Source organism: Treponema sp. UBA6852, from assembly GCA_002449305.1.
Classification (GTDB): Bacteria; Spirochaetota; Spirochaetia; order Treponematales; family Treponemataceae; genus Treponema_D.
Genome location: DKDI01000004.1, coordinates 18,475 through 38,384, shown reverse-complemented (window position 1 = coordinate 38,384; position 19,910 = coordinate 18,475). Strand labels below are relative to the sequence as shown.

General features: G+C 34.7%; 13 protein-coding genes. All 13 read left to right on the top strand.

Annotation, left to right across the window (positions count from 1 at the left end):
* The first annotated feature begins 113 nt into the window (after positions 1-113).
* Positions 114-734 (top strand): TM1812 family CRISPR-associated protein, encoded by a 621-nt coding sequence (locus B3209_RS00620; RefSeq protein ID WP_296689351.1) that lies wholly within the window; start codon positions 114-116, stop codon positions 732-734.
* Between the two features lie 9 nt (positions 735-743).
* Positions 744-1,640 (top strand): hypothetical protein, encoded by an 897-nt coding sequence (locus B3209_RS00615; protein WP_296689349.1) that lies wholly within the window; start codon positions 744-746, stop codon positions 1,638-1,640.
* Between the two features lie 70 nt (positions 1,641-1,710).
* Positions 1,711-3,822, top strand: coding sequence for an AAA family ATPase (locus B3209_RS00610; protein ID WP_296689347.1), 2,112 nt, complete (start codon positions 1,711-1,713; stop codon positions 3,820-3,822).
* Between the two features lie 10 nt (positions 3,823-3,832).
* Entirely contained in the window at positions 3,833-4,126 is a 294-nt protein-coding gene (locus tag B3209_RS00605; protein WP_296689346.1) for a hypothetical protein, read from the top strand.
* Positions 4,127-4,128: 2 nt separating this feature from the next.
* Positions 4,129-6,207, top strand: a complete 2,079-nt coding sequence (locus B3209_RS00600) for a VWA domain-containing protein (protein ID WP_296689343.1) — start codon at positions 4,129-4,131, stop codon at positions 6,205-6,207.
* Between the two features lie 113 nt (positions 6,208-6,320).
* Positions 6,321-7,253: a hypothetical protein gene (locus B3209_RS00595; protein WP_296689340.1), complete on the top strand. Its 933-nt coding sequence runs from the start codon at positions 6,321-6,323 to the stop codon at positions 7,251-7,253.
* A gap of 286 nt (positions 7,254-7,539) precedes the next feature.
* Positions 7,540-8,541 (top strand): helix-turn-helix transcriptional regulator, encoded by a 1,002-nt coding sequence (locus tag B3209_RS00590; protein WP_296689336.1) that lies wholly within the window; start codon positions 7,540-7,542, stop codon positions 8,539-8,541.
* Between the two features lie 144 nt (positions 8,542-8,685).
* Positions 8,686-9,744 carry a DNA methyltransferase gene (locus tag B3209_RS00585; RefSeq protein ID WP_296689332.1) on the top strand — a complete coding sequence of 353 codons (1,059 nt, stop codon included), beginning with the start codon at positions 8,686-8,688 and terminating at the stop codon, positions 9,742-9,744.
* Positions 9,745-9,771: 27 nt separating this feature from the next.
* The gene (locus B3209_RS00580; RefSeq protein WP_296689327.1) at positions 9,772-12,525 is read left to right on the top strand and encodes an N-6 DNA methylase; all 2,754 of its coding nucleotides are present in this window, start codon (positions 9,772-9,774) and stop codon (positions 12,523-12,525) included.
* A gap of 201 nt (positions 12,526-12,726) precedes the next feature.
* Positions 12,727-14,997: an AAA family ATPase gene (locus tag B3209_RS00575; protein ID WP_296689325.1), complete on the top strand. Its 2,271-nt coding sequence runs from the start codon at positions 12,727-12,729 to the stop codon at positions 14,995-14,997.
* An 82-nt stretch (positions 14,998-15,079) separates the two neighbouring features.
* Positions 15,080-16,087: a virulence RhuM family protein gene (locus tag B3209_RS00570; protein ID WP_296689323.1), complete on the top strand. Its 1,008-nt coding sequence runs from the start codon at positions 15,080-15,082 to the stop codon at positions 16,085-16,087.
* A 127-nt stretch (positions 16,088-16,214) separates the two neighbouring features.
* A complete protein-coding gene (locus B3209_RS00565) occupies positions 16,215-17,294 on the top strand; it encodes a metallophosphoesterase family protein (RefSeq protein ID WP_296689320.1) in 1,080 nt (359 codons plus the stop codon).
* Between the two features lie 2 nt (positions 17,295-17,296).
* Positions 17,297-19,909 carry an ATP-binding protein gene (locus tag B3209_RS00560; protein WP_296689317.1) on the top strand — a complete coding sequence of 871 codons (2,613 nt, stop codon included), beginning with the start codon at positions 17,297-17,299 and terminating at the stop codon, positions 19,907-19,909.
* Position 19,910: the final 1 nt, after the last annotated feature.

Here is a 19,910-nt window from a genome sequence, read left to right as displayed (position 1 = left end):
ATCAGATAGGCGATAATGGCAGAAAATAAAATATTCAAAAAAATAACCCAAAAATATCAACTGTTCATCTTTTCGCACCTTATTATTAATAATGCTTATAGGAGCAAAGCGATATGAAAAAGATTATTTTTTGTGATATTCCGATGAAAAAACAGTTGGATTCTATGGTTTATGCCGGTTCTGGCAATGCAAACATTTCGTATTCAAAACCTGTCATTTTTCCAATCAATGCAGTTCTTGCAGAAAATCTTAAAAAAAATGATGAGGTGAAGGTTGTTCTTCTTCGTACTTTAGATAAGGCTGGAAACAGCGGAAAAAACAGCAGCCTGTTTATGAAGGAATTTGATTCCATCAATTCAAAAATAGGCGCAGAAATCACTTACGAAACGCTTGATTCAGAATTCAAAGAAACTAAAGATAACCACGAGGCAAGATTGAAAGCAATTTTAGATAAAGTTGAAGAAAATTCTCAACTTTATGCTGATATAACTTTCGGACCAAAGCCTTTGCCGATGATTCTTATGTGCGTTCTTTCATTTGCGGAAAAATTCCTTGATTGTGATGTTAAAAGCGTGGTTTATGGAAAAGTGAACTTCGATGAAAACAATAAGGCAAGTTTTCCAGAACTGTATGATGTAACTTCATTGTATTACTTAAATAATCTTACAAATTCAATGGTTGCGGCCGATGGACAAGAGGCAAGAAAAAATCTGGACGAATTCTTTTCTCTGTAAGGATGTGCAATGATTGATTTGCAGACCAAGAAAAAGAAAGAAGAATTGATTTTGTCCTTATTTGAAGAAATTGTTCAAGTTAAAGATAAGTCGTCTTTGGAATATAAAAAACTGTTTCAGAAAATCTATACGCCGATTTGGGAATGGACTCTCATTTGTTTTAATAAAGAGGATGTGCAGAATTCAGGCGTTGAAATCTTTCATTGCATAAAGAGAACACTTTTAAAATACGAAAACAATTCCAATACTTCATACATCGGATATTTGTATTCTTGTATCGAGAATGAGCTCCGGCATAGCAGGAAAAGTGACGAATTTGATAAATTTCGAATGTGCTCAAAAGATGAATATAACAGAGCAGTCCGGCTCATAGATGCGGCTAAAAAAATCGGGAAAAATCCCGGAAATAAAAGTGTTCAGATTTGGCTTTCCAAGCAATCAGGATTAACTTTAAATGAAGTAAAAGATTTGGTTTTCAAATATTATCAATCACAAATTATAGACGATCAGATAAAAGATAATGAAAGTGCTGAAGAAATGTCGATTTTTGAAACAGTTTATGTCCGCAATAATTATTTGACACCCGAAGAAAGTCTTTTTAAGACGGAATACTTGCTTGAAGATTTGAAAAAAATTGAAGAAGCGTTTGAAAAGTGTCAGAAACGCCAAAAACTATATTTATCGTCATTTATTACGCTGAAAGTTTTGCAGGTTCTGGAACGGAACTTTTTAATAAGCCAAATTGGTGAGTTGTTAAAAGAAAGGAATTTTACTGATTTGGAACTGCTGAAAACTTTTTCTTCCCTGTCAAAAATGCCTACACAAGGAGAACTTGCCGCTAAATTTGGAAAAGATGAAGGCTATATAAGCAATAGAATTTCAGAATTTTTCAAAAAGATTGAATAAAAATATCAACTTGATAAATAATTGTAACTAATATATACAAATAAATAATATATCCAAAACGGAGGATTTTATGGCAGTGGCAAAAACACATGACAGAATTCAGAAACTTATTGAATTGATTGGAAACGGATTATATGAAAAAGATGAAGCTATAAGGCTTGGTCTGTTGACTGCGTTATCTGGCGAAAGTATGTTCATGCTTGGTGCTCCCGGATGCGCAAAGAGCATGGTTACCCGCCGCATAAAAGAAGCTTTTGCCGCAGAAGGTGAAGAAAAAGTCAAATATTTTGAAACCTTGCTCAATCAGTTTACAACTCCAGAAGAAGTATTCGGGAACATTTCGTTAAAGGCATTGAACGGGGAGCTTCCAGAAACTAATGGAAAAGAGGAATACCGAAGGCTGACAGAAGGAATGCTCCCGGAAGCTGGTATTGCATTTCTTGATGAAATCTGGAAAGCAAGTCCTGCTATTTTGAACACATTGCTTACAATTATCAATGAGCGCAAATTCCATAATGGAAGCAAGGTTATGAATGTGCCTCTAAAAGGTCTTTTTGCGGCTTCAAATGAACTTCCTGCAAAAAACAAAGGTCTTGAAGCTTTGTACGACCGCTTTATTTTCAGAATTCTTGTAGATTTTATTCATGATGAAAACGGCTTTTTTGAAATGATTTCTCAACCGGCTGCAGATGACTTCACTGTGTCAGAAGATGATAAAAAAATTCTTGTTACAAGCAAGGAATTAAAAGAATGGGCAAAAGAAATTGACAAAGTAACGTTGTCGGAAGTCTCTAAAAATGTTATTTCTGCAATCCGCAAGGAAATGATTCTTCAAAATGAAAAAATGACAGAAGAAGACAAAAAGAAGGGCGAAGAATTTGAAGTCGGCGACCGCCGCTGGAAGAAAATTGCCCATATTCTAAAAACATCAGCTTTTCTTAATGACAGAGACGAAGTTGATTTAATGGACTGTTCTCTTATTGAAAACTGTATTTGGGGAACAGAAAAGCAGCAGAAACTTGCAAGGGGAATTGTTGAAAAATGCATAAAAGAAAACGGAATTTCTTGCGATTCTGCCATTGAAGATATTGAAGAACAGATTGAAGAGTTTAAGGAAAAAATTAATGATGAGTGGTGTGAATTGTCGCCAAAAGTATATCAAATGTCTGATGGTGAAAAAGCTTATAAAATTATAAATCCTGAAGAAATTTATTTTGCTGACCATAGAGTTAGTCCTGCTTATATATCAGAAAATTTTAAATGGTCAGGATATACTGATAGAAAAGGTATGCTTTACGATTCTAATGGGAATAAACTTGGTCCAAATTCTAATTTCTCATTTAAAATGATAGAAATAAACGAAGATGAAGTTAAATGGATAGATTGGTACAGATCTGACCGTGAGTTCTCTTTTAAAATTGAAATGAGCAAGAGCGATATTTTGAAGAACTTTTCAGAAATCGCTCATTACACTTTGCAAAAGAACTTTACGGATGAAAATTATACTCCGATTTTCGATGCTATTAATGAAGAAATAAATTTGCTAAAAGAACAAAAAGAAAGAGATGAAATTCCATTCAAAGCGAATCTTTTTGCAGACCAAAGTTATAATGAAAGTATCACATCAAAAATTGACGATTCAATAAAAGCTCTTCAAGATGCGCAAATTGAACTTGATAAGCAGAAAAACCGCTATTTTGATTCTGAGCTTGACCCGGAATTGGCTGTTGGCGATGTAGTTCTTGATGACGGAAACATTTATTCAGCCGCGGAAATTGAAGAACTTTCCGAAGAGCAAAAAGAAAAAGTGATTGGTGTGGTTTGTATTGCAGATGAAAAAAATTATGTAATTGGAACAAAACAGTATTCTTGTGAATGGACAAAAATAAGCGATTGCTGCTCAAAATATAGCAAATCCCTGCCTGAAAAATATAAGAAAAACTGGCTTGTTCCAAAAATAGAAATTCTTTCAAAGATTTGGGAAAACAGAGATGCAATTAACAAATCCTTAGAAGCTGTAAATGCTGATTTACTTGAAGAAAGAGAATACTGGTCATATTCAGAAAACGAAGATAAATCCGCTGCCAGGTATTTTCTTTTTACAAAAGATGGGCATGAGGATCACACAACAAAAGATCACGATTATGCAGTTCGCCTAATCCGTGAATGGCGAAACTTTTAGATGATTTTATATGGATAAGCAAACAAAATCACAGGACAGTTTTTCTGTCCTGCAGTTGAAGTTTCCAAATGGTATTCCAAATATTGGAGAACTTACAGAGGAACAAAAAGCCTGGCTCCAGCTGACGTTTCAAAAAATAACAGACATTAAAGGCTTGCAACTGGCTGGGAATCTTCAAAAAATTCATAACCGGTTAGTTCATGCGGAAGAAGATTTATCAGACAAGGAACTTCAGAAAATGGCTTCATTTATTTTTGAAAATATAGAAAAAATAAAAAGGCTTTCGACAAAACAGGATTCGTAAAAATGAAGAAAAAAAACAAGCAGTCAAGAAAATATTCTCATAAAGCTTTAAAACCAATTTTGGAGTTAAAACAAAAATACCCTGATGGAATAAACGACATTAAAAGTTTGTCGGAAGAACAAAGTGCCTGGATTCAGATGAAAGTTCAGCAGTTCAGGGAATGTATTAAGAAAGTTGATTTTCTCTGCAAACCTGTATGGTGGGAATCAATGCGTCTTACCAGAAATAAAATTGCACATCAGGAAGAAAATCTGTCGCCGGAAGAGTTGTTGTCGGTAATTTCAACTGTTTCAAAAAATCTTGAAAAAATAGAGCATGACCTAAATCAAAATATAAAAAGGTATAAGCAGGAGTCAAAGTCAAAACGTAAGTTTGAAAATTTGTCCTCTATTGAGTTTGGCTCAACAGAGGACAAAAAGCAGCTTGTTGATGCAATGGAAGATTATATCAGTCCATCCGTACCTAAAGATGTTAGAATTGATTTCCCAAAGAATAAATATTCTCTTCTTGCAGAGCAAATTCTAAAAGAAGTTTTGAATAAAAAAGACTGCAAATCTTATGTTTCAACGCATGATGGAATTGCAGAAAACATTCAGACGGATATTCTTGAATGGCTTGAAAAAACGCATAAGTTTCTTAAAAAGGAAGATCCATTTAAGGAGGAGGCAATATTCATCGAAAAACAAAAAAGGCTGTCCGCCGAAGATTTGGCTTTGGATTTGTCAAATGAGAAATCAAAGATTGAATATCATTATAAAAGGCTTTCGTCTATAAGCGAATCAAAAAGAGGCAATATAGAAAAAAGTTCTATAGATTTTGATTTTTACAAAAAAGTTTGTTCAGCCGAAAAAAGAATTGAAACAGAAACAAATGAGAAAGGCGTTCAAATTGAAATTGCAAAATGGAATTCAGAAGAAAAATTGGAAACCATAAAGCGCAATTTTATTTCTGACTTGGAAAAGAATTTAATTGAGCGGAAAAATAAATGGGAATTAGAGCAGATTGAAGCTAAAAGAAAAGAATTCTTGGATTCTTTGTATTCCAAAATTGATAATTTCAGGCGGATTGAATCAGTTTTGGTTCCGTTTATTAAAAATCTTGGCAGACTTTGGGATTTAAGCGAAGGCTATTTTGAAGCAAGCGGATTTGAAGTTCTTGGAACATTTGCGGAGCTGCTTGAAAAGGATGAATCTTTGCAGGAACTTGCGGAACTTTTAGGAAAACAAAGCCGGTCTCAATCCATTTTTGAAAAAGAGATGAGAGAAAAAGTTGTTCTTCACTCGAATTGGCAGCCCAAAAGAGCTTACCGTGGAGAAATCAACGGATTAAAATATTCAAATGATATTTCAGCGGCTCTGCCAAGTGAACTGTCATTAATGAAAAATCCTGCGCTGAAAAAATTGTTCCAGTTGAAATTCGCCCAAAAACAGCTGCTTTCCTATGATTATCAGATTCAAGAAGAGTCAAGTATTGAATCAAAAGAAAATGAAGAAGTTGAAATTGAAAAGAAAGAGAAAAAAGGTCCGATAATAATTTGTGTTGACACAAGCGGCTCAATGAACGGAACTCCGGAAAATATTGCAAAAACAATAACATTTGCGCTCTCAAAAATTGCCATTGAGGAAGACCGTAAATGCTATGTGATTTCGTTTTCAACCGCTATTCAAACTTTGGATTTAACCGATTTTTCAGACAACCCGATAAACAAACTTGCCCAGTTTTTGAAGATGTCGTTTAACGGCGGAACTGATGCTGAACCTGCTTTGAATCAAGGTTTGAAAATGTTATCTGAAAATGAATGGAAAAATGCCGATGTTCTTATGATTTCAGATTTTGTTATGCAGTCTCTTAATAAAGATTTGATTGAGCGAATTGAATCAGAAAAGAAGAAAGATACAGTTTTTTATAGCCTGACAATCGGCAGTTCTGGAAATAAAGGGACAATACAGTGTTTTAATCATAACTGGTTTTACGATATGAATAATCCTCAAGCCGGCAGACATTTAGCTGAACAGTTGAATGAAGTTAGGACACATAATGTTTATGATTGTAAAGAAAAGGGTGAATTAGAGAAATTATAAATTTTAAATTGATTTTCCCACTCCGACACTCCATGTCGCTCTTGCGTTTTATAATGAAGAAAAATAAAGCGAAAGGGCGATTTTTTTTTGCGCCGCAAATTCTGGAGGTTGTTATGTCGGAAAAGCAGATTCTTATCAATTGCGGAAAAAACTGGTTTGAGTTTTCAAAGAGTTGGACGGGGCAGCTCGACTACTGCGGAAAAGTTGAAAATCCGTCGCATCTGAATGTTGAAAATTATCAGAAACTTGCATCAAGCGCATATTTTACGCCGAGCTATTATGTGTTTTTGCAGGACGAGCTGAACTGCACGCCAAGAATTTACGTTTCGCCTGAGACTGACATTTCAGACAAGGACAGTTTCGACTTTCTTCTTCATGCCGGCGCCTTGCTCTGCGCGGTTGAGGCGAAGGATTCTCTTCTTGCAGGCGAGCTTTATCTGCGTCGGAAAAAATCGTTTGACAAATTTGCGCGGCTCACCCAGTTCATAATCGAGCCTGTTTCTTCGGAAATTCTTTTCTCGCTTTTGTTCGGGCGGCTGTATGATATGGAAGAAAACGAGATTCCGCTTGTGCTGGATGCGGCAAAAAAGAAACTCTCTTGCAAATGTGAATCGGAAACTTTGGAGCAGACGTTCGTGCGCTATTTTAAAGAAAATGAAGTTTGCCTTACGCTTCCGGTTGTCGGGATGAACTATCACAGTTGGTCGCCGTATTCTGATTGTCTTGACGGTCTTGCGGAAAATCTAATGGCGGAAGATTTGCTTGGCCAGGCGGAAAAAATCAGAAAGGCAAAGCACGATTTTTATTCTTCGCTTGAAATCGCGGTTCAGGCAGAGCCGTACAATCATGCCGATGAAAATGCGGTTGCGGTTATGGCGGAAAGCATTGACTCAAAAATCGCCGGAAACTCAGGGCTTGAAAAAGCGGGGTATATCCGCGCAACCGCCGCAAAAATAATCCGTTCCGCAAAACCTGAAAAAATGTCTTTCAAGGCGGAGCTTATGCGGATTGGCGGCCGGGATGTCGTTTTAAAAATTGAATTGTAACGGAAAGGGGAGAAATCATGGAAAACACGGTTCTTTGTATATCGGTTTTATTCTTGTTTGCGGCGGAATCTCTGATTGTCTTTTTGCTGAAGCGGAAGGTGAAAGAGATTTTGCAGGAGTAGAAATTTTTTGTGTGAGGGATTGGAAGGGTGAGCGGATTTTGAAAAAATGCGCGAAAACAAACGCTTGCGTTTGGTCGGAGGCGGAAGCCGTAGCCCTGAAAAGCCCGGTCCGCAAACTGTTTTGCGGACACACCCAGAGAAAAACTGTGGTATAATTGTTTATTATGGAAACAAACATGGCTTCTGACAAAAAACGCGACGACATCCGCCGCACTGCACGCATTATTCAGATTGACGAGATGCTCCGCGGAGGGGCTTTTGTGGGAATGGACGAGCTGGTTTTTAAGTTCGGCGTGAACAAGCGGACTGTTGAGCGTGATTTTGAGCGGCTCCGGGACGAAATGAACGCTCCTCTTGAATACGACAAGACTAAAAAAATGTATCATTACACCGATCCGACTTTTTCCGTGCCGAATGTCGTGCTTACGGAAGGCGAGCTTTTTACAGTTTCCACGGTGATGCCGCTTTTGGAGCAGTACAAGAACACGCCGCTGGAACGCTCGTTCAAGAACATCATGGCAAAAATCGCGTCTTTTCTGCCGGAAACGGTTACTGTTGATTCCTCTTTTTTGAACACGGACATAAGCTTTATTTCCGACCCGCTTCCAAAAATTGACGCTGAGGTTTTCAATCAGATTTTCAAGGCGATAAAGAGCCACTCGGTTGTTTCGTTCGGATACAAAAGCTCCGGGAGCAAGGTTTTTAAGGAAAAGATTTTTGACTGCTATCACGTTGTCTGCCAGAAAGGAAACTGGTATGTGCTTGGCTTTGACCACGGCGCGGCGGATTTTCGGGTATTTGCGCTATCGCGTATAAAGAACATTGTTTCTGCCGGCAAAACTTTTTCCGTTCCGAAAGATTTTGACATTCACAGGCACATCGACTTGAATTTTGGAATCTGGAACAATCCTGAGCCGCCTGAAGAATATGAATTCCTTTTTTCCGCAAAGATGGCGAACTACGTCCTTGAGCGCGAGTGGCACAAAAACCAGCTGGTCGCTCAGCACGAGGACGGTACAGTTCTTCTTAAATTCAGCTCGAATCAAAAACAGATGGTGTTCTCCTGGGCAATGGGCTTCGGCGATTCCGTCACGGTGATAAAACCTGAAAGACTGAGGGAAGAAATCCGCGCGGAATGCGAGAAGATCGCGGGGAAGTATAAATGAGTGAGGAAAGTGACAGATTAAACTTCCCGCTTCAAGTATTTTGATGACAGCTTACAAAGCGTGTCACCTTGATTTTTTGAAAGAAACGACTATACTTCTTTTAATAAGGTTTGCTAACCTTTGCTAATGTTTAAGAGTGTATTTATGAATAATTTCGGACAATATTTGACTGTACAAGATGCTTCTAAAAGGCTTGGTGTTTCTGTTTCAACTTTAAGAAATTGGGATAAAAGTGGAAAGTTGAAATCGCAGCGAAATCCTTATAATGATTATCGTCTTTATAGTTTGGAGGATATAAATTCTATTCTTCAAACATTGCAAACTGGAAGAGAAAAAATAGAGTATTCTTCGGCAGTAGCTAGAAAAAGTATTTCAGAATTTATAAATAAGGTTATTCAAGGCGATTGTCTTGATGTAATGGCTGCTATGCCAGATAAATCTGTTGACATGATTCTTTGCGATTTGCCTTATGGAACAACACAAAACAAATGGGATTCTGTCATAGACTTGAAAAAATTGTGGTCAGAATATAAAAGAATTATAAAAGACAACGGTGTTATAGCTTTGACATCACAAGGAGTTTTTACTGCCCGGTTGATTTTAAGCAATGAAGAATGGTTCAAGTATAAAATTGTCTGGATAAAATCAAAGTCTACAAATTTTCTTAATGCAAAGAAGCAGCCTCTTCGTAAGCATGAAGATATTTGTATCTTCTATAAAAAGCAACCAACTTATAATCCTCAAATGACACAAGGGGAAAGTTACGACAAGGGAATTCGTAAAAATCAGTTTACTGGAAGTTATGGTGATTTTAAACCTTGTCATGTAAAAAGCGACGGTCAACGTTATCCGAATGATGTTGTTTTTTATGAAGAATATAAGATTGATGACTGTGTATATTTTAAAACTGCTGAAAGCGAAGGAACAGTTTATCATCCTACTCAAAAGCCTGTAGAGTTAGGGCGTTATCTGATAAAGACATTTACAAATCCCGGAGATATTGTGCTTGATAATGCTTGTGGAAGTGGAAGTTTTCTTGTTTCTGCCTTGTTGGAAAATCGCAAATTTATCGGAATAGAAAAAAATGAAGAGATTATGCTGCACAAAGTAGAGCCCACAGACTATATAAAAGTTTGCAATGAGCGTATAAAAAGAACTATTGAAAAAATGCAAAGTGAAATGGAATCTGAATCAAAGTTATAAAAAGTCAGTATTTTCTAGGAGCATATTATGGCAGTAACATTAAAAGCAAATGAACGAAGCTGGGCGATTCAAATTATTCAGGAAATATCTGCATACGTAAAAAACAAGCCTGATTTTAAAATAAAAATGGCTGGAGGGGAAACAACAATTAATACTGGAAAACAGAGAATGTTTCCTGATGTATTGCTCTTTGGTGATGAAAACCAGTCTCTTATTTTACAGGGCTGGGAATTGAAAATGCCTGATGTTCCAATTGATGATATTGATTTTGTAACTGATTCATGGAGAAAAGCTGAAAATCTCGGACTTTCAAGCACAGTTATTTGGAATTTTCGTTATGCAGTTTTTTATGTAAAAAACAAAATCACAGGAAAATTTGAAGCAGTAGAAACTTGGGATAATAGTTCCTTGATTTCAGAAAATCGTAATGACGTAATTTTGTATAAATCAAATTGGCTAAAAACATTGTTCAAAGTTGTCGATGAAGTGAATCGCTATTTTTCTTTAGAAAGTTTTAAACCATTACGAGCTGGAGAAGCATTTGTAAATGCAACTTTGGAAGCATTTGTTTTACAAAATAAAAGTGCAACAGCGGAATATTTAAAAGAAAAAGGCAAAGAAAATTCTACATTAGCAAATTTTATTGACTTGTGGTGGGATAGCGCAAGCGGTGAATATATTAAAGATGAAAAAGATGCTTATATAGCTTATTCAAAAGTTATATTGCTTGATTGGATAAATAAAATCACATTTGCTCATATTATTCGTTCTCGTTTTGCTGTAGCAGAAAAAATTACAGAAATAAAAGATGATATTACACCTAAAATTGCCTTATCTATTTTTGAAGAGATAACAGCAAAGTGTGATTTTTTCTCTGTGTTTCATAAAATTGAATATGAAGAGATTTTGCCAAAAATTGTTTGGATTCAATTATTAGAAATAAATTCATTTTTATGTAATACGAAATTTGATTATATTGTGCAGTCAGATATGCAGAGTTTGCTTGAAAGTGCTATTCAAATTTCTCAGCGTATTATTATAGGACAATTTACAACAGATTATAGACTTGCCAATTTTCTTGTAAGAATTGCTGTTAAGAATGCTAATGGAGATTGCCTTGATCCATGTTGCGGGACAGGAACTTTTGCTCGTTCATTTATAGATTATAAATTAGAAAAAGGTGTTTCTATTGATAAAGTTTATAAATCTGTATTTTCTTCTGACAGACAGAGTTTTCCTTTGCAAATTGCTGACTTGGCTACTGTTTCAAAAGAAAGTGTAAATTTGCCGTCTATAGTTTTTCAGAAAAATGTGTTTGACTTGAATATTGGTGATAAGATTCAAATTGTAAATCCTGCTGACGGGAAACTTTTAAATATTGAGATTCCGCAGTTTGATACTATTGTATCTAATTTGCCATTCATTGATTTCTGCCGGCACAATACACATGATAAATCAGATACCATTGCAAAGAGAAAAATTGCTGAAGATGTTTTTGAAAAGACAGCAATTAAAATAAGCGATAGAAGCGATTATTATATGTATATTATTTTTCATCTGTGGAAACTATTAAAAAATAATGGCACTGCTTGTGTTTTGACTTCTAACTCTTGGATGTCAACTGCTGCTGGTGGAAACTTTATAAATTCTTTATCGCAGTTTTTTGTAATTAAAGGCATTATAAAAAGCGGAACTGGCAGATGGTTTAAAAATGCAGAGATAATCACAACCGCTTTTATTCTTGAAAAGAAAAATATTTCCTCGCCCAAAATGACTGAAAGAGTGAACTTTTATTTGTTGAAAGCAAATCTTGAAGAATTGGAAAACAGACAGATATTGAATAAGGCTGTAGGAACTGTTCTGCAAAACAAAGAAATTGATAACGAAATAATGTCACGGCAAGAATATTCTTGGCAGAAATTGGAAGAAATCAGAAAACTTAATTTGTCTTTTAATGTTGGTTTTCATAAAGTAAATTGGCTTGTGAGATTTAAAAGCAATTTAATTCCACTTGGGGCGCTATTTTTTGTATATAGAGGTGCAAAAACAGGTCAGGATGATATTTTTATTTCGCAGTCTCCTGATGTTGTTGATAAAGAGTATGTTTCTTTAATGCTAAAAAATTCAAAAGGCTGTGATACTCTGATTGCAAAGCCAGACAACTATTTTATTACATCATATAAAACTTACAAGGAACTGGAATCTCTTGGGCATACAAAAACAATTCAATATTTCAAGCAGTTTGAAAACAATTTGAATCAGTCCGTTTTGCAGCATGGTGATATTTGGTATAATTTGAAAGAAGCCAAAAAGAAATTTTTGCTTATCACTGGATTGAATCCTGATAAAAGATTGTTTTTTGCTAAATTTACCGAACCAACTTGCATAAATCAGCGTCTTATAGGTTTTTTTCCTAAACTAGAAAATTTGGATATTAATCTTTGCCATGCGCTTTTAAATTCTATTGTCGGAATGTTTTATATTGAGGCAACTGGTTTTGGACGTGGAGCTGGTGCTTTGGATTTGAGCAAGGATAAATTTGCAGATTCTTATATGCTTAATCCAAAGTTATTGTCTAACTCGCAAAAAGAAGAAATTCTAAAAGCTTTTGAACCTTTGTTAAAAAGAAAAATTCTACCTATCGAACAAGAACTGAACCAAGAAGATAGGCAAAACTTTGATTCCATTGTATTAAAAGCCTATGGAATGGATAGTATTCATAATGAAATAAAGGAAAGCCTACTTTCAATGATTAACGTAAGACTTGGAGCAAGAAGATAATAAACTTTATTACTTGGGGAAGTTTTTCTGAAAAATCTCTAGGTATTTGATGCAAATCGTCCTAAAAAACGCATTCGCTCCACAAAAATAGTTTTCGTATTTAATACAATTTAAAAGTCCAATCTGCAATTATATTTAGGTTGAGTTACATAAGATATTTTGAGAAACTTATGGTATAATGATGATGGAGAAAATATAAAATTGATTACAAAAATTATAATCAAAAATATTGCAAGTTATAATTCAAATGGTGTAGAAATTGAAGAATTAACGAAACTTAATTATTTTTTTGGAAATAATGGTTGTGGAAAATCAACAATAGCGAAATATCTAGATTCTCTTCAAAAAAATACTTCTAATATGCTATTTCCTTTTTGTAATGAAGAAAACTTTGATTCAGACAAAGAAGAAATTCTTGTTTTTAATCAAGATTTCATTGAGGATAATTTTAAAAATAAGGATTCTTTAAAAGGTGTTTTTTCCTTAGATGAATCAAATGCAAGAATTGATGGAGAAATTAAAGATAACGAAAAAAAAATAACCGAAAAGGAAAGTAAAAGAAAATCAATAGAAGAAGTTAATGAAACTCTAAATACTGAGAAATCAAAACTTAGGGAAGATTTAGCTAATAAATGTTTTGAAAAAAGAAATGTTTTTAAAACGTTTTCAAAGATAAAACTTGAATATTCAGGAAATAAGAAATCGAATCTGAATAATATTGAAAAAATATTAGAACAAGATGTTGAAACTCAAGATTTAAATGAGATTAACTTGTTATATAAGAAATTATATGAAGAAAATATGATAAATATTGATAACAGTATTGATATTAAATTATATAATAATTTTTTTGAAAAACAAAATAAACTTTCAGATTTATTAGATGAAGTTATTGTCGGAAAAGAAGATGTTCAGATTTCTAAGATGATTAAAGATTATGGATTAAAAACTTGGGTTGCACAGGGAAAGATATTCCTTGAAAAAACAAAGACTGTTTGTCCTTTTTGTCAAAAGAAAACAATAGATGATGATTTTATTTCTCAATTGAATTCTATTTTTGATGAATCATATAAACAGAAGTTGATAGAATTAGAAAAGGAAAAAGAACTATATGAAAAGTGTTATTCTGAGTTAGAAGAAAACATTCAAATTGTATCTACTCAATATAATAATGAAAATATAACTTCAACTCTACAAATGACATTGAAGAAATTTTATGATATAAACTTGAACATTGTAAAAGAAAAAATCAATTCTCCAAATGAACGAAAGACTTTTCCAGAAATACCAAACTTATTTATAGAAAATATAAACTCTATTAATACTGCAATTGAACAGAATAATTTACTTGTAAATTCTATTGATGAGCAAAAAGAAAACTTAAAAGAAAGTATGTGGAAATATCTTGCTTATGAATGTAAAGAAGATATAGAAAAGTATAATGAAAAAAGTGCAGAGATGCAAAAGTTAATTTCTGAAAACTTATATGAAATTAATAAGTTGAAAATAGAAATTGACAATCTTATAATTGCTAATACAGAGTTACAAACTAAGACTGTAAATACAAAAGAAGCAATTGATAATATCAATCAAATTCTTAAAAACTCAGGTTTTATAGGTTTTCAAATATTAGAAAAAAACAGAGAAAATAATATTTCCCAATATTATCTTTCTCGTACAGCTGAAATATCAGAAAAAAATATTTTTACTTCTTTGAGTGAAGGAGAAAAGAATTTTATTTCATTCTTATATTTTTATCAACTCTGTCTAGAAACTACAGATATTCAAAAAAAGTCAACAAAAAAGAAAATAATTGTGATTGATGATCCTGTTTCAAGTATGGACAGTCAGGTTTTATTCATTGTTTCGATATTAGTTAATAGATTGATAACATACAAAGGTAAAACAAAATCAGAAAAAGATGAATTTCTTAATCCAAATATTAGTCAAGTTTTTATTTTTACGCATAACTATTACTTTTATAAAGAGATCGCGATGAAAAAAAGACCACTTTGTAAATTACAATCACATTATCGTATTTCAAAAAATTGTGAAAATATTACAAATATACAGAAGTGTGATTATAAAGAACAAGACGATTATTCTTTGATGTGGCAAACTGTTAGATATGTTAAGGAGAATACTCCAAAAGATAGTAATTCTCAAAACATATTAATTGCAAATTTGTTTAGACGAATATTAGAAACCTATGCAAATTTTATTGGTCTTGGTAATGATGCTTGGGCAACAGTCTTGTGTGATGAAAATAAAGATAGTGTTGAACATTATTTAAAATGTGCTTTTATTTCAATGATAAATGATGAAAGTCATAAAGTTTCTCCATTGGATAATATGTATTTTGAAAAGATTCATAATGAAAAAATAGAAAAATTGTTTGAAATATTTGAATCAATATTTTCAGTTATTGGACCAGAACATTATGCGAAGATGATGGTTAGTAATGATAAATAATATGTATTTTTCGTTATAGATTGTACTTGTCACGAAATTGTTTAAGAATGAACTGGAGTGATTGAGGAGCAATAAACAAATCATGCAAAATGAACTTATAATTTACAAGACAGACGACGGAAAAGCCGATGTCAGGCTCTATTCAAAGGACGGCGTTGTCTGGATGAACCAGCAGCAGATGGCTTTGCTTTTTGACACCTCCAAGCCAAATATCAGTATGCATATAGCTAATGTCTTACAGGAAAAGGAGTTAGACGAAAAATCAGTTGTTAAGGATTACTTAACAACTGCCTCGGACGGCAAGAATTACAATGTTACTTATTACGCGCTTCCTATGGTGATTGCGGTTGGTTTTCGTGTGAGAAGTGTCCGTGGAACTCAGTTCCGCCGCTGGGCAAACGAGAATCTTTCTGAATATCTTACAAAGGGATTTATCCTTGATGATGAGAGACTGAAAAATCCTGACGGCAGGCCTGATTATTTTGATGAGCTCCTTGAGCGAATTCGGGACATCCGCGCGAGCGAAAAGCGTTTCTATCAGAAGCTCCGAGATTTGTTTTCTCTTTGTTCAGATTATGACGCGACTGATAAAGCCACCCAGATGTTTTTTGCTGAAATCCAGAACAAGCTGATTTTTGCTGTCACAAAAATGACTGCGCCTGAGCTGATTCTAAGCCGGGCCGACAGCTCAAAGCCAAATATGAACCTTACAAGCTGGAAGGGAAAAATCGTCCGCAAGCAGGATATTTATGCAAACAAGAATTATCTTACGCATGATGAGCTGGATTCGCTTAACCGTATTGTGACAATCTTTTTGGAAAGTGCGGAATTGATTGTAAAAATGCGAAAAGATTTGACAATGCAATTTTGGAAAGAAAATGCGGACAAAATTATTACCGGTCATTATCTGCCGCTTTTGCATGATAAAGGCTCTATAAACAGAAAACTGGCAGACAAAAAAGTCGAGGAGATTTATCTGGAGTTTGACAGGCGACGAAAAAATTTTGAGGCAAAAGAGGCTGACAGGCAGGACGAAGAAGAGATGAAAATGCTGGATGAAGCCGAAAAATTATTAAAAAACAGAAAATAGGCATTCGCAAGCTAATAACGAAGTATGAGTGAGAGTTAGAAATCTGGAAAATCTATAAAATCCGTTTATTTCATGCTATAATTGCAAAATAAAAAGAAAGTTTCAAAATTCAGGAGTCTATCAACTGATGAAAATTATACATTGTGCTGACATTCACGCTGATTCTAAAATGGGAACACATTTTTCAAAGGAGAATGCGGAACTCCGGCGGAATGAGATTGTCGATTCTTTTGCGAAAATGGTTGAGTTTGCAAGGGAAAACGGCGTAAAAGCGATAATTATTGCCGGCGACCTGTTTGACACAAAGGAAAACCAGCAGAAAAAAATAAAGCAGCGGATTTTTTATATCATTGAGCAGAATCCTGGAATTGATTTTTTGTATCTTCGGGGAAACCATGATGAGGATGTTGATTTTTTTGAAGAAAAACTGGTTCCGAATTTAAAGCGTTTTTCAAAATCAAAATGGCAAAAATATTCGTATGAAAATGTTGATATTTACGGCCGCGAATTTTCCTCGTCAATTCCGTTGGCGGCTTACAGCGAGCTGAATCCTGATTCTGCCCGCGTGAATATCGTTGTCTTGCATGGACAGATTGCCGAGTACAAGCCAAAGAATGACGCTCCGGAAATTTCCTTGCCAAAACTGACGAATAAAAACATTGACTACATTGCTTTGGGGCACATCCACGATTTTAAGATTGAAAAACTTGATAACCGCTGTTCCTGGTGCTATTCGGGCTGTCTTGAAGGGCGCGGCTTTGACGAGTGTGGAAAAAAGGGATTTGTTCTTCTGGATATTGAATATAATAAAGTTGAGGCAAAATTTGTTCCGATTTCAAAAAGAATTGTTCATGAAATTCCTGTGAAACTTTCTGGAGTTCTGGATTTTTCAGATATTATGCAAAAAATAACGGATTCTCTTGCTGGAATTTCTTCCAAAGATATTGTTCAGGTTGATTTGACAGGCGAGCTTTCTGAGGAAACTGAAATTGAGCCAGAATCTTATCAGTCTGTTTTTGCTTCGGATTATTTTTATTTGCGTGTAAAAGACAAAACTGAAACAAAAATCGATTTCACGAAATATGAAAAAGATGTTTCGCTAAAAGGTGAATTTATCCGTCTTGTAAAAAATCAGCAGAATCTTTCTGAAGAGCAAAAAATCAAAATAATTATGACCGGCATAAAAGCGTTGGCGGGGAGATTATAGTAATGGAAATCGTAAAAATTCACATAAATAATTTTGGAAAATTCCACAATGTTGATATAGATTTGAAAAAAGGCGTAAATTCTTTTGTCTATGAAAACGGCTGGGGAAAAACGACTCTTTCAGTTTTTATAAAAGCAATGTTTTACGGAATGGAACACACAGCCTCAAAAGACGTTGAAAAAAATGAAAAGCTGAAATATTTTCCGTGGCAGGGCGGAGTTTACGGCGGAAGCATGATATTTTGCCACAACGGCAAAGAATATTTAGTGAACAGAACTTTTGGCTCAAAAAAAAATGAGGATACATTTGAGCTGCGTGATTTAAAAACGAATAAACCTTCCTATGATTTTTCGGAAGATTTGGGAACTGAAATTTTTGGAATCAACCGGGATTCTTATGCGCGGAGCGTTTTTGTAACGTTGAAAGATTCTCCGGTCGGCTCGGCGGACATTACCGCAAAGCTGAACAATCTTGTTGAAAGCGGTGATATTTCTAATTTTGAGGAAGCGGCGGCAATTCTTGAAAAAAAATCGAAGGAACTGCAAGGAAGAAACAAGGGAACAGGCGAGATTCCGGCTATCCAGCAAAAAATTGACGCAAATAGAAATTATATAGAAGAAATTGATTCAAAATTGAAAGAAAACGCAGCTTATGAAGAAAAAGTTTCTGGGATTCAAAAAGAAATTCTTGAGCTGAAAAAACAGCAGGAATCTGTTGCGGAGCAAATTTCTATTTGGGCAAAATTTGAAGGCAAAACAAGATACGAGCAGCTGAAAAATGACCTAAAGAAATCCGAAAATGAAAAGAAATCTCTCTGCGATTTTTTTAACGGCCAAATTCCAACGGAAGAAACTGTAAAAAAAATCGATTCAATTTCAAACAATTATACAACGATTGAGTCGAACATAAAAAATCAGTCTGCAAGCCAAACTGAAAAGGATTTCTACGAAACCTTGAAAAATTATTTTGCCGGCGATATTCCTTCAAAGTCTCAGATTGAGGAATGTCTAAAAACTGACAATGAATACAAAAATTTTAAGCAGTCTGAAAGCGCAAAAAAACTTACGGAGCCGGAATATTCGGAATTTAGTTCTTTGAGCCAAAAATACAAAAATTCAGATGTTTCAAAGGAAAAAATCGACGGCTGTATTTCTGACATTGCAAAAATTCAGCAGGAAAAAAATCAAATAAACGAGCTAAAGAATGAGCTTTTTGAAAAAGAAAATGCGTTGAACACGCTTTTGCAGCAAAAACAGAAAAATCCGAAAAAAATTGTGTTTGCAACACTTGGATTTTTTGGCTTGGCGGCTGGAATTTTTGGATTTGTCTTGAACAACATAATTCTTGGGCTTTCTGGAGTTGTGGTTTTTATTCTTTTTATGATTCTGGCGATTGTTATAAAAGGAAAAAGACAGGATTTTTCGGAAATTGAACAGAAAATTTCTAGCCTTAAAAAAGAAATTGCAGAGAAACAGAGCCACGCGGAAAATCTGGAGGTATCGTACAAAAATTTCATCAAGAAATATTCTGAAAACGACTCTTCGGAAATTGGCGCGCTTACAAAAATCAGCACGGAATTCAGCGATTATTCAAGGCTTTTGCAAAAAGAAAACGAATACAAAAATTGGCTGAACTCGCAGAAAATCACGCCGGAAGAATATGAGACAAACATCCGGGCTTTTACAAAACGCTACTGCAAGACGGAAAATATTTCTTCTGTGCCTGCGGATATTCAGATTTTGAACGAAAAACTTGCGAAACTTGATGAGCTTAAAAAGAAAATCAACGCCGATTCTAAAAATTTAAGAATTCAAAGCGAAGAAAAAAGCAAACTTGAAGCGATTCTTTCTCAATACAAGACTGAAAAAACTTTGAGCTATGCAAATCAGGTTCTTGAGATTCACGGAAAACTTACGGAAATAAAAAACGTTGAGAGTCGGATTCTTTCCGAAAAAAAGAAAATTGAGGAGTTTGAAAACGACCCGAACAACAAAATTGAGTCTTTTGAAAATCTTACAAAGCCGGAAAAACCGGTTGACGTCCTGCAGAATGAACTTTCAGCTGTGTCTGAAGAAATTTCTTCTAAAAACAAGATTCTGTCAGACTATCAGAAAATAATCAGCGATAATCTTGCCGATACCGAAAAAAAAGGCGACGTTGAAACTGAAATCGAGCGGCTTACGCTTGAAAAACGCGAAAAATCCGCCGAATACGAAATTTTTTCAAAAACTCTGGAACTGCTCCAAAAAGCCAAGGAAAATCTTGACGCGAATTACAGCGACCCGATGAAAAAAGGATTTGAAAAATACGTAAAAATGCTCGGCTCTTCTGTAAACCTGATTATAAACACAGATTTGGAAGTTTTGCTTGATGACAACGGCAAGACGCACAAAAGCAATTTCCTTAGCGACGGCTACAAGGACATGGTGAATTTTTGCTCCCGTATGGCGCTTGTGGACGCTCTTTTTGAAAATATCAAGCCACCAGTCATTTTAGATGATCCGTTTGTAAATCTTGATGACGAGAAAGTTCCGAACGCTTTGCAGCTTGTAAAAAAAATTGCAAAAGAAAACCAGGTGATTTATTTTGCGTGCCATAAAAGCAGGGCTGTGTAGC

Coding starts and splice junctions, on each gene's coding strand:
- B3209_RS00560 (WP_296689317.1), top strand. CDS start 17,297: ATGGAAATCGTAAAAATTCACATAAATAATTTTGGAAAATTCCACAAT.
- B3209_RS00585 (WP_296689332.1), top strand. CDS start 8,686: ATGAATAATTTCGGACAATATTTGACTGTACAAGATGCTTCTAAAAGG.
- B3209_RS00570 (WP_296689323.1), top strand. CDS start 15,080: ATGCAAAATGAACTTATAATTTACAAGACAGACGACGGAAAAGCCGAT.
- B3209_RS00610 (WP_296689347.1), top strand. CDS start 1,711: ATGGCAGTGGCAAAAACACATGACAGAATTCAGAAACTTATTGAATTG.
- B3209_RS00620 (WP_296689351.1), top strand. CDS start 114: ATGAAAAAGATTATTTTTTGTGATATTCCGATGAAAAAACAGTTGGAT.
- B3209_RS00600 (WP_296689343.1), top strand. CDS start 4,129: ATGAAGAAAAAAAACAAGCAGTCAAGAAAATATTCTCATAAAGCTTTA.
- B3209_RS00580 (WP_296689327.1), top strand. CDS start 9,772: ATGGCAGTAACATTAAAAGCAAATGAACGAAGCTGGGCGATTCAAATT.
- B3209_RS00590 (WP_296689336.1), top strand. CDS start 7,540: ATGGAAACAAACATGGCTTCTGACAAAAAACGCGACGACATCCGCCGC.
- B3209_RS00565 (WP_296689320.1), top strand. CDS start 16,215: ATGAAAATTATACATTGTGCTGACATTCACGCTGATTCTAAAATGGGA.
- B3209_RS00605 (WP_296689346.1), top strand. CDS start 3,833: ATGGATAAGCAAACAAAATCACAGGACAGTTTTTCTGTCCTGCAGTTG.
- B3209_RS00595 (WP_296689340.1), top strand. CDS start 6,321: ATGTCGGAAAAGCAGATTCTTATCAATTGCGGAAAAAACTGGTTTGAG.
- B3209_RS00615 (WP_296689349.1), top strand. CDS start 744: ATGATTGATTTGCAGACCAAGAAAAAGAAAGAAGAATTGATTTTGTCC.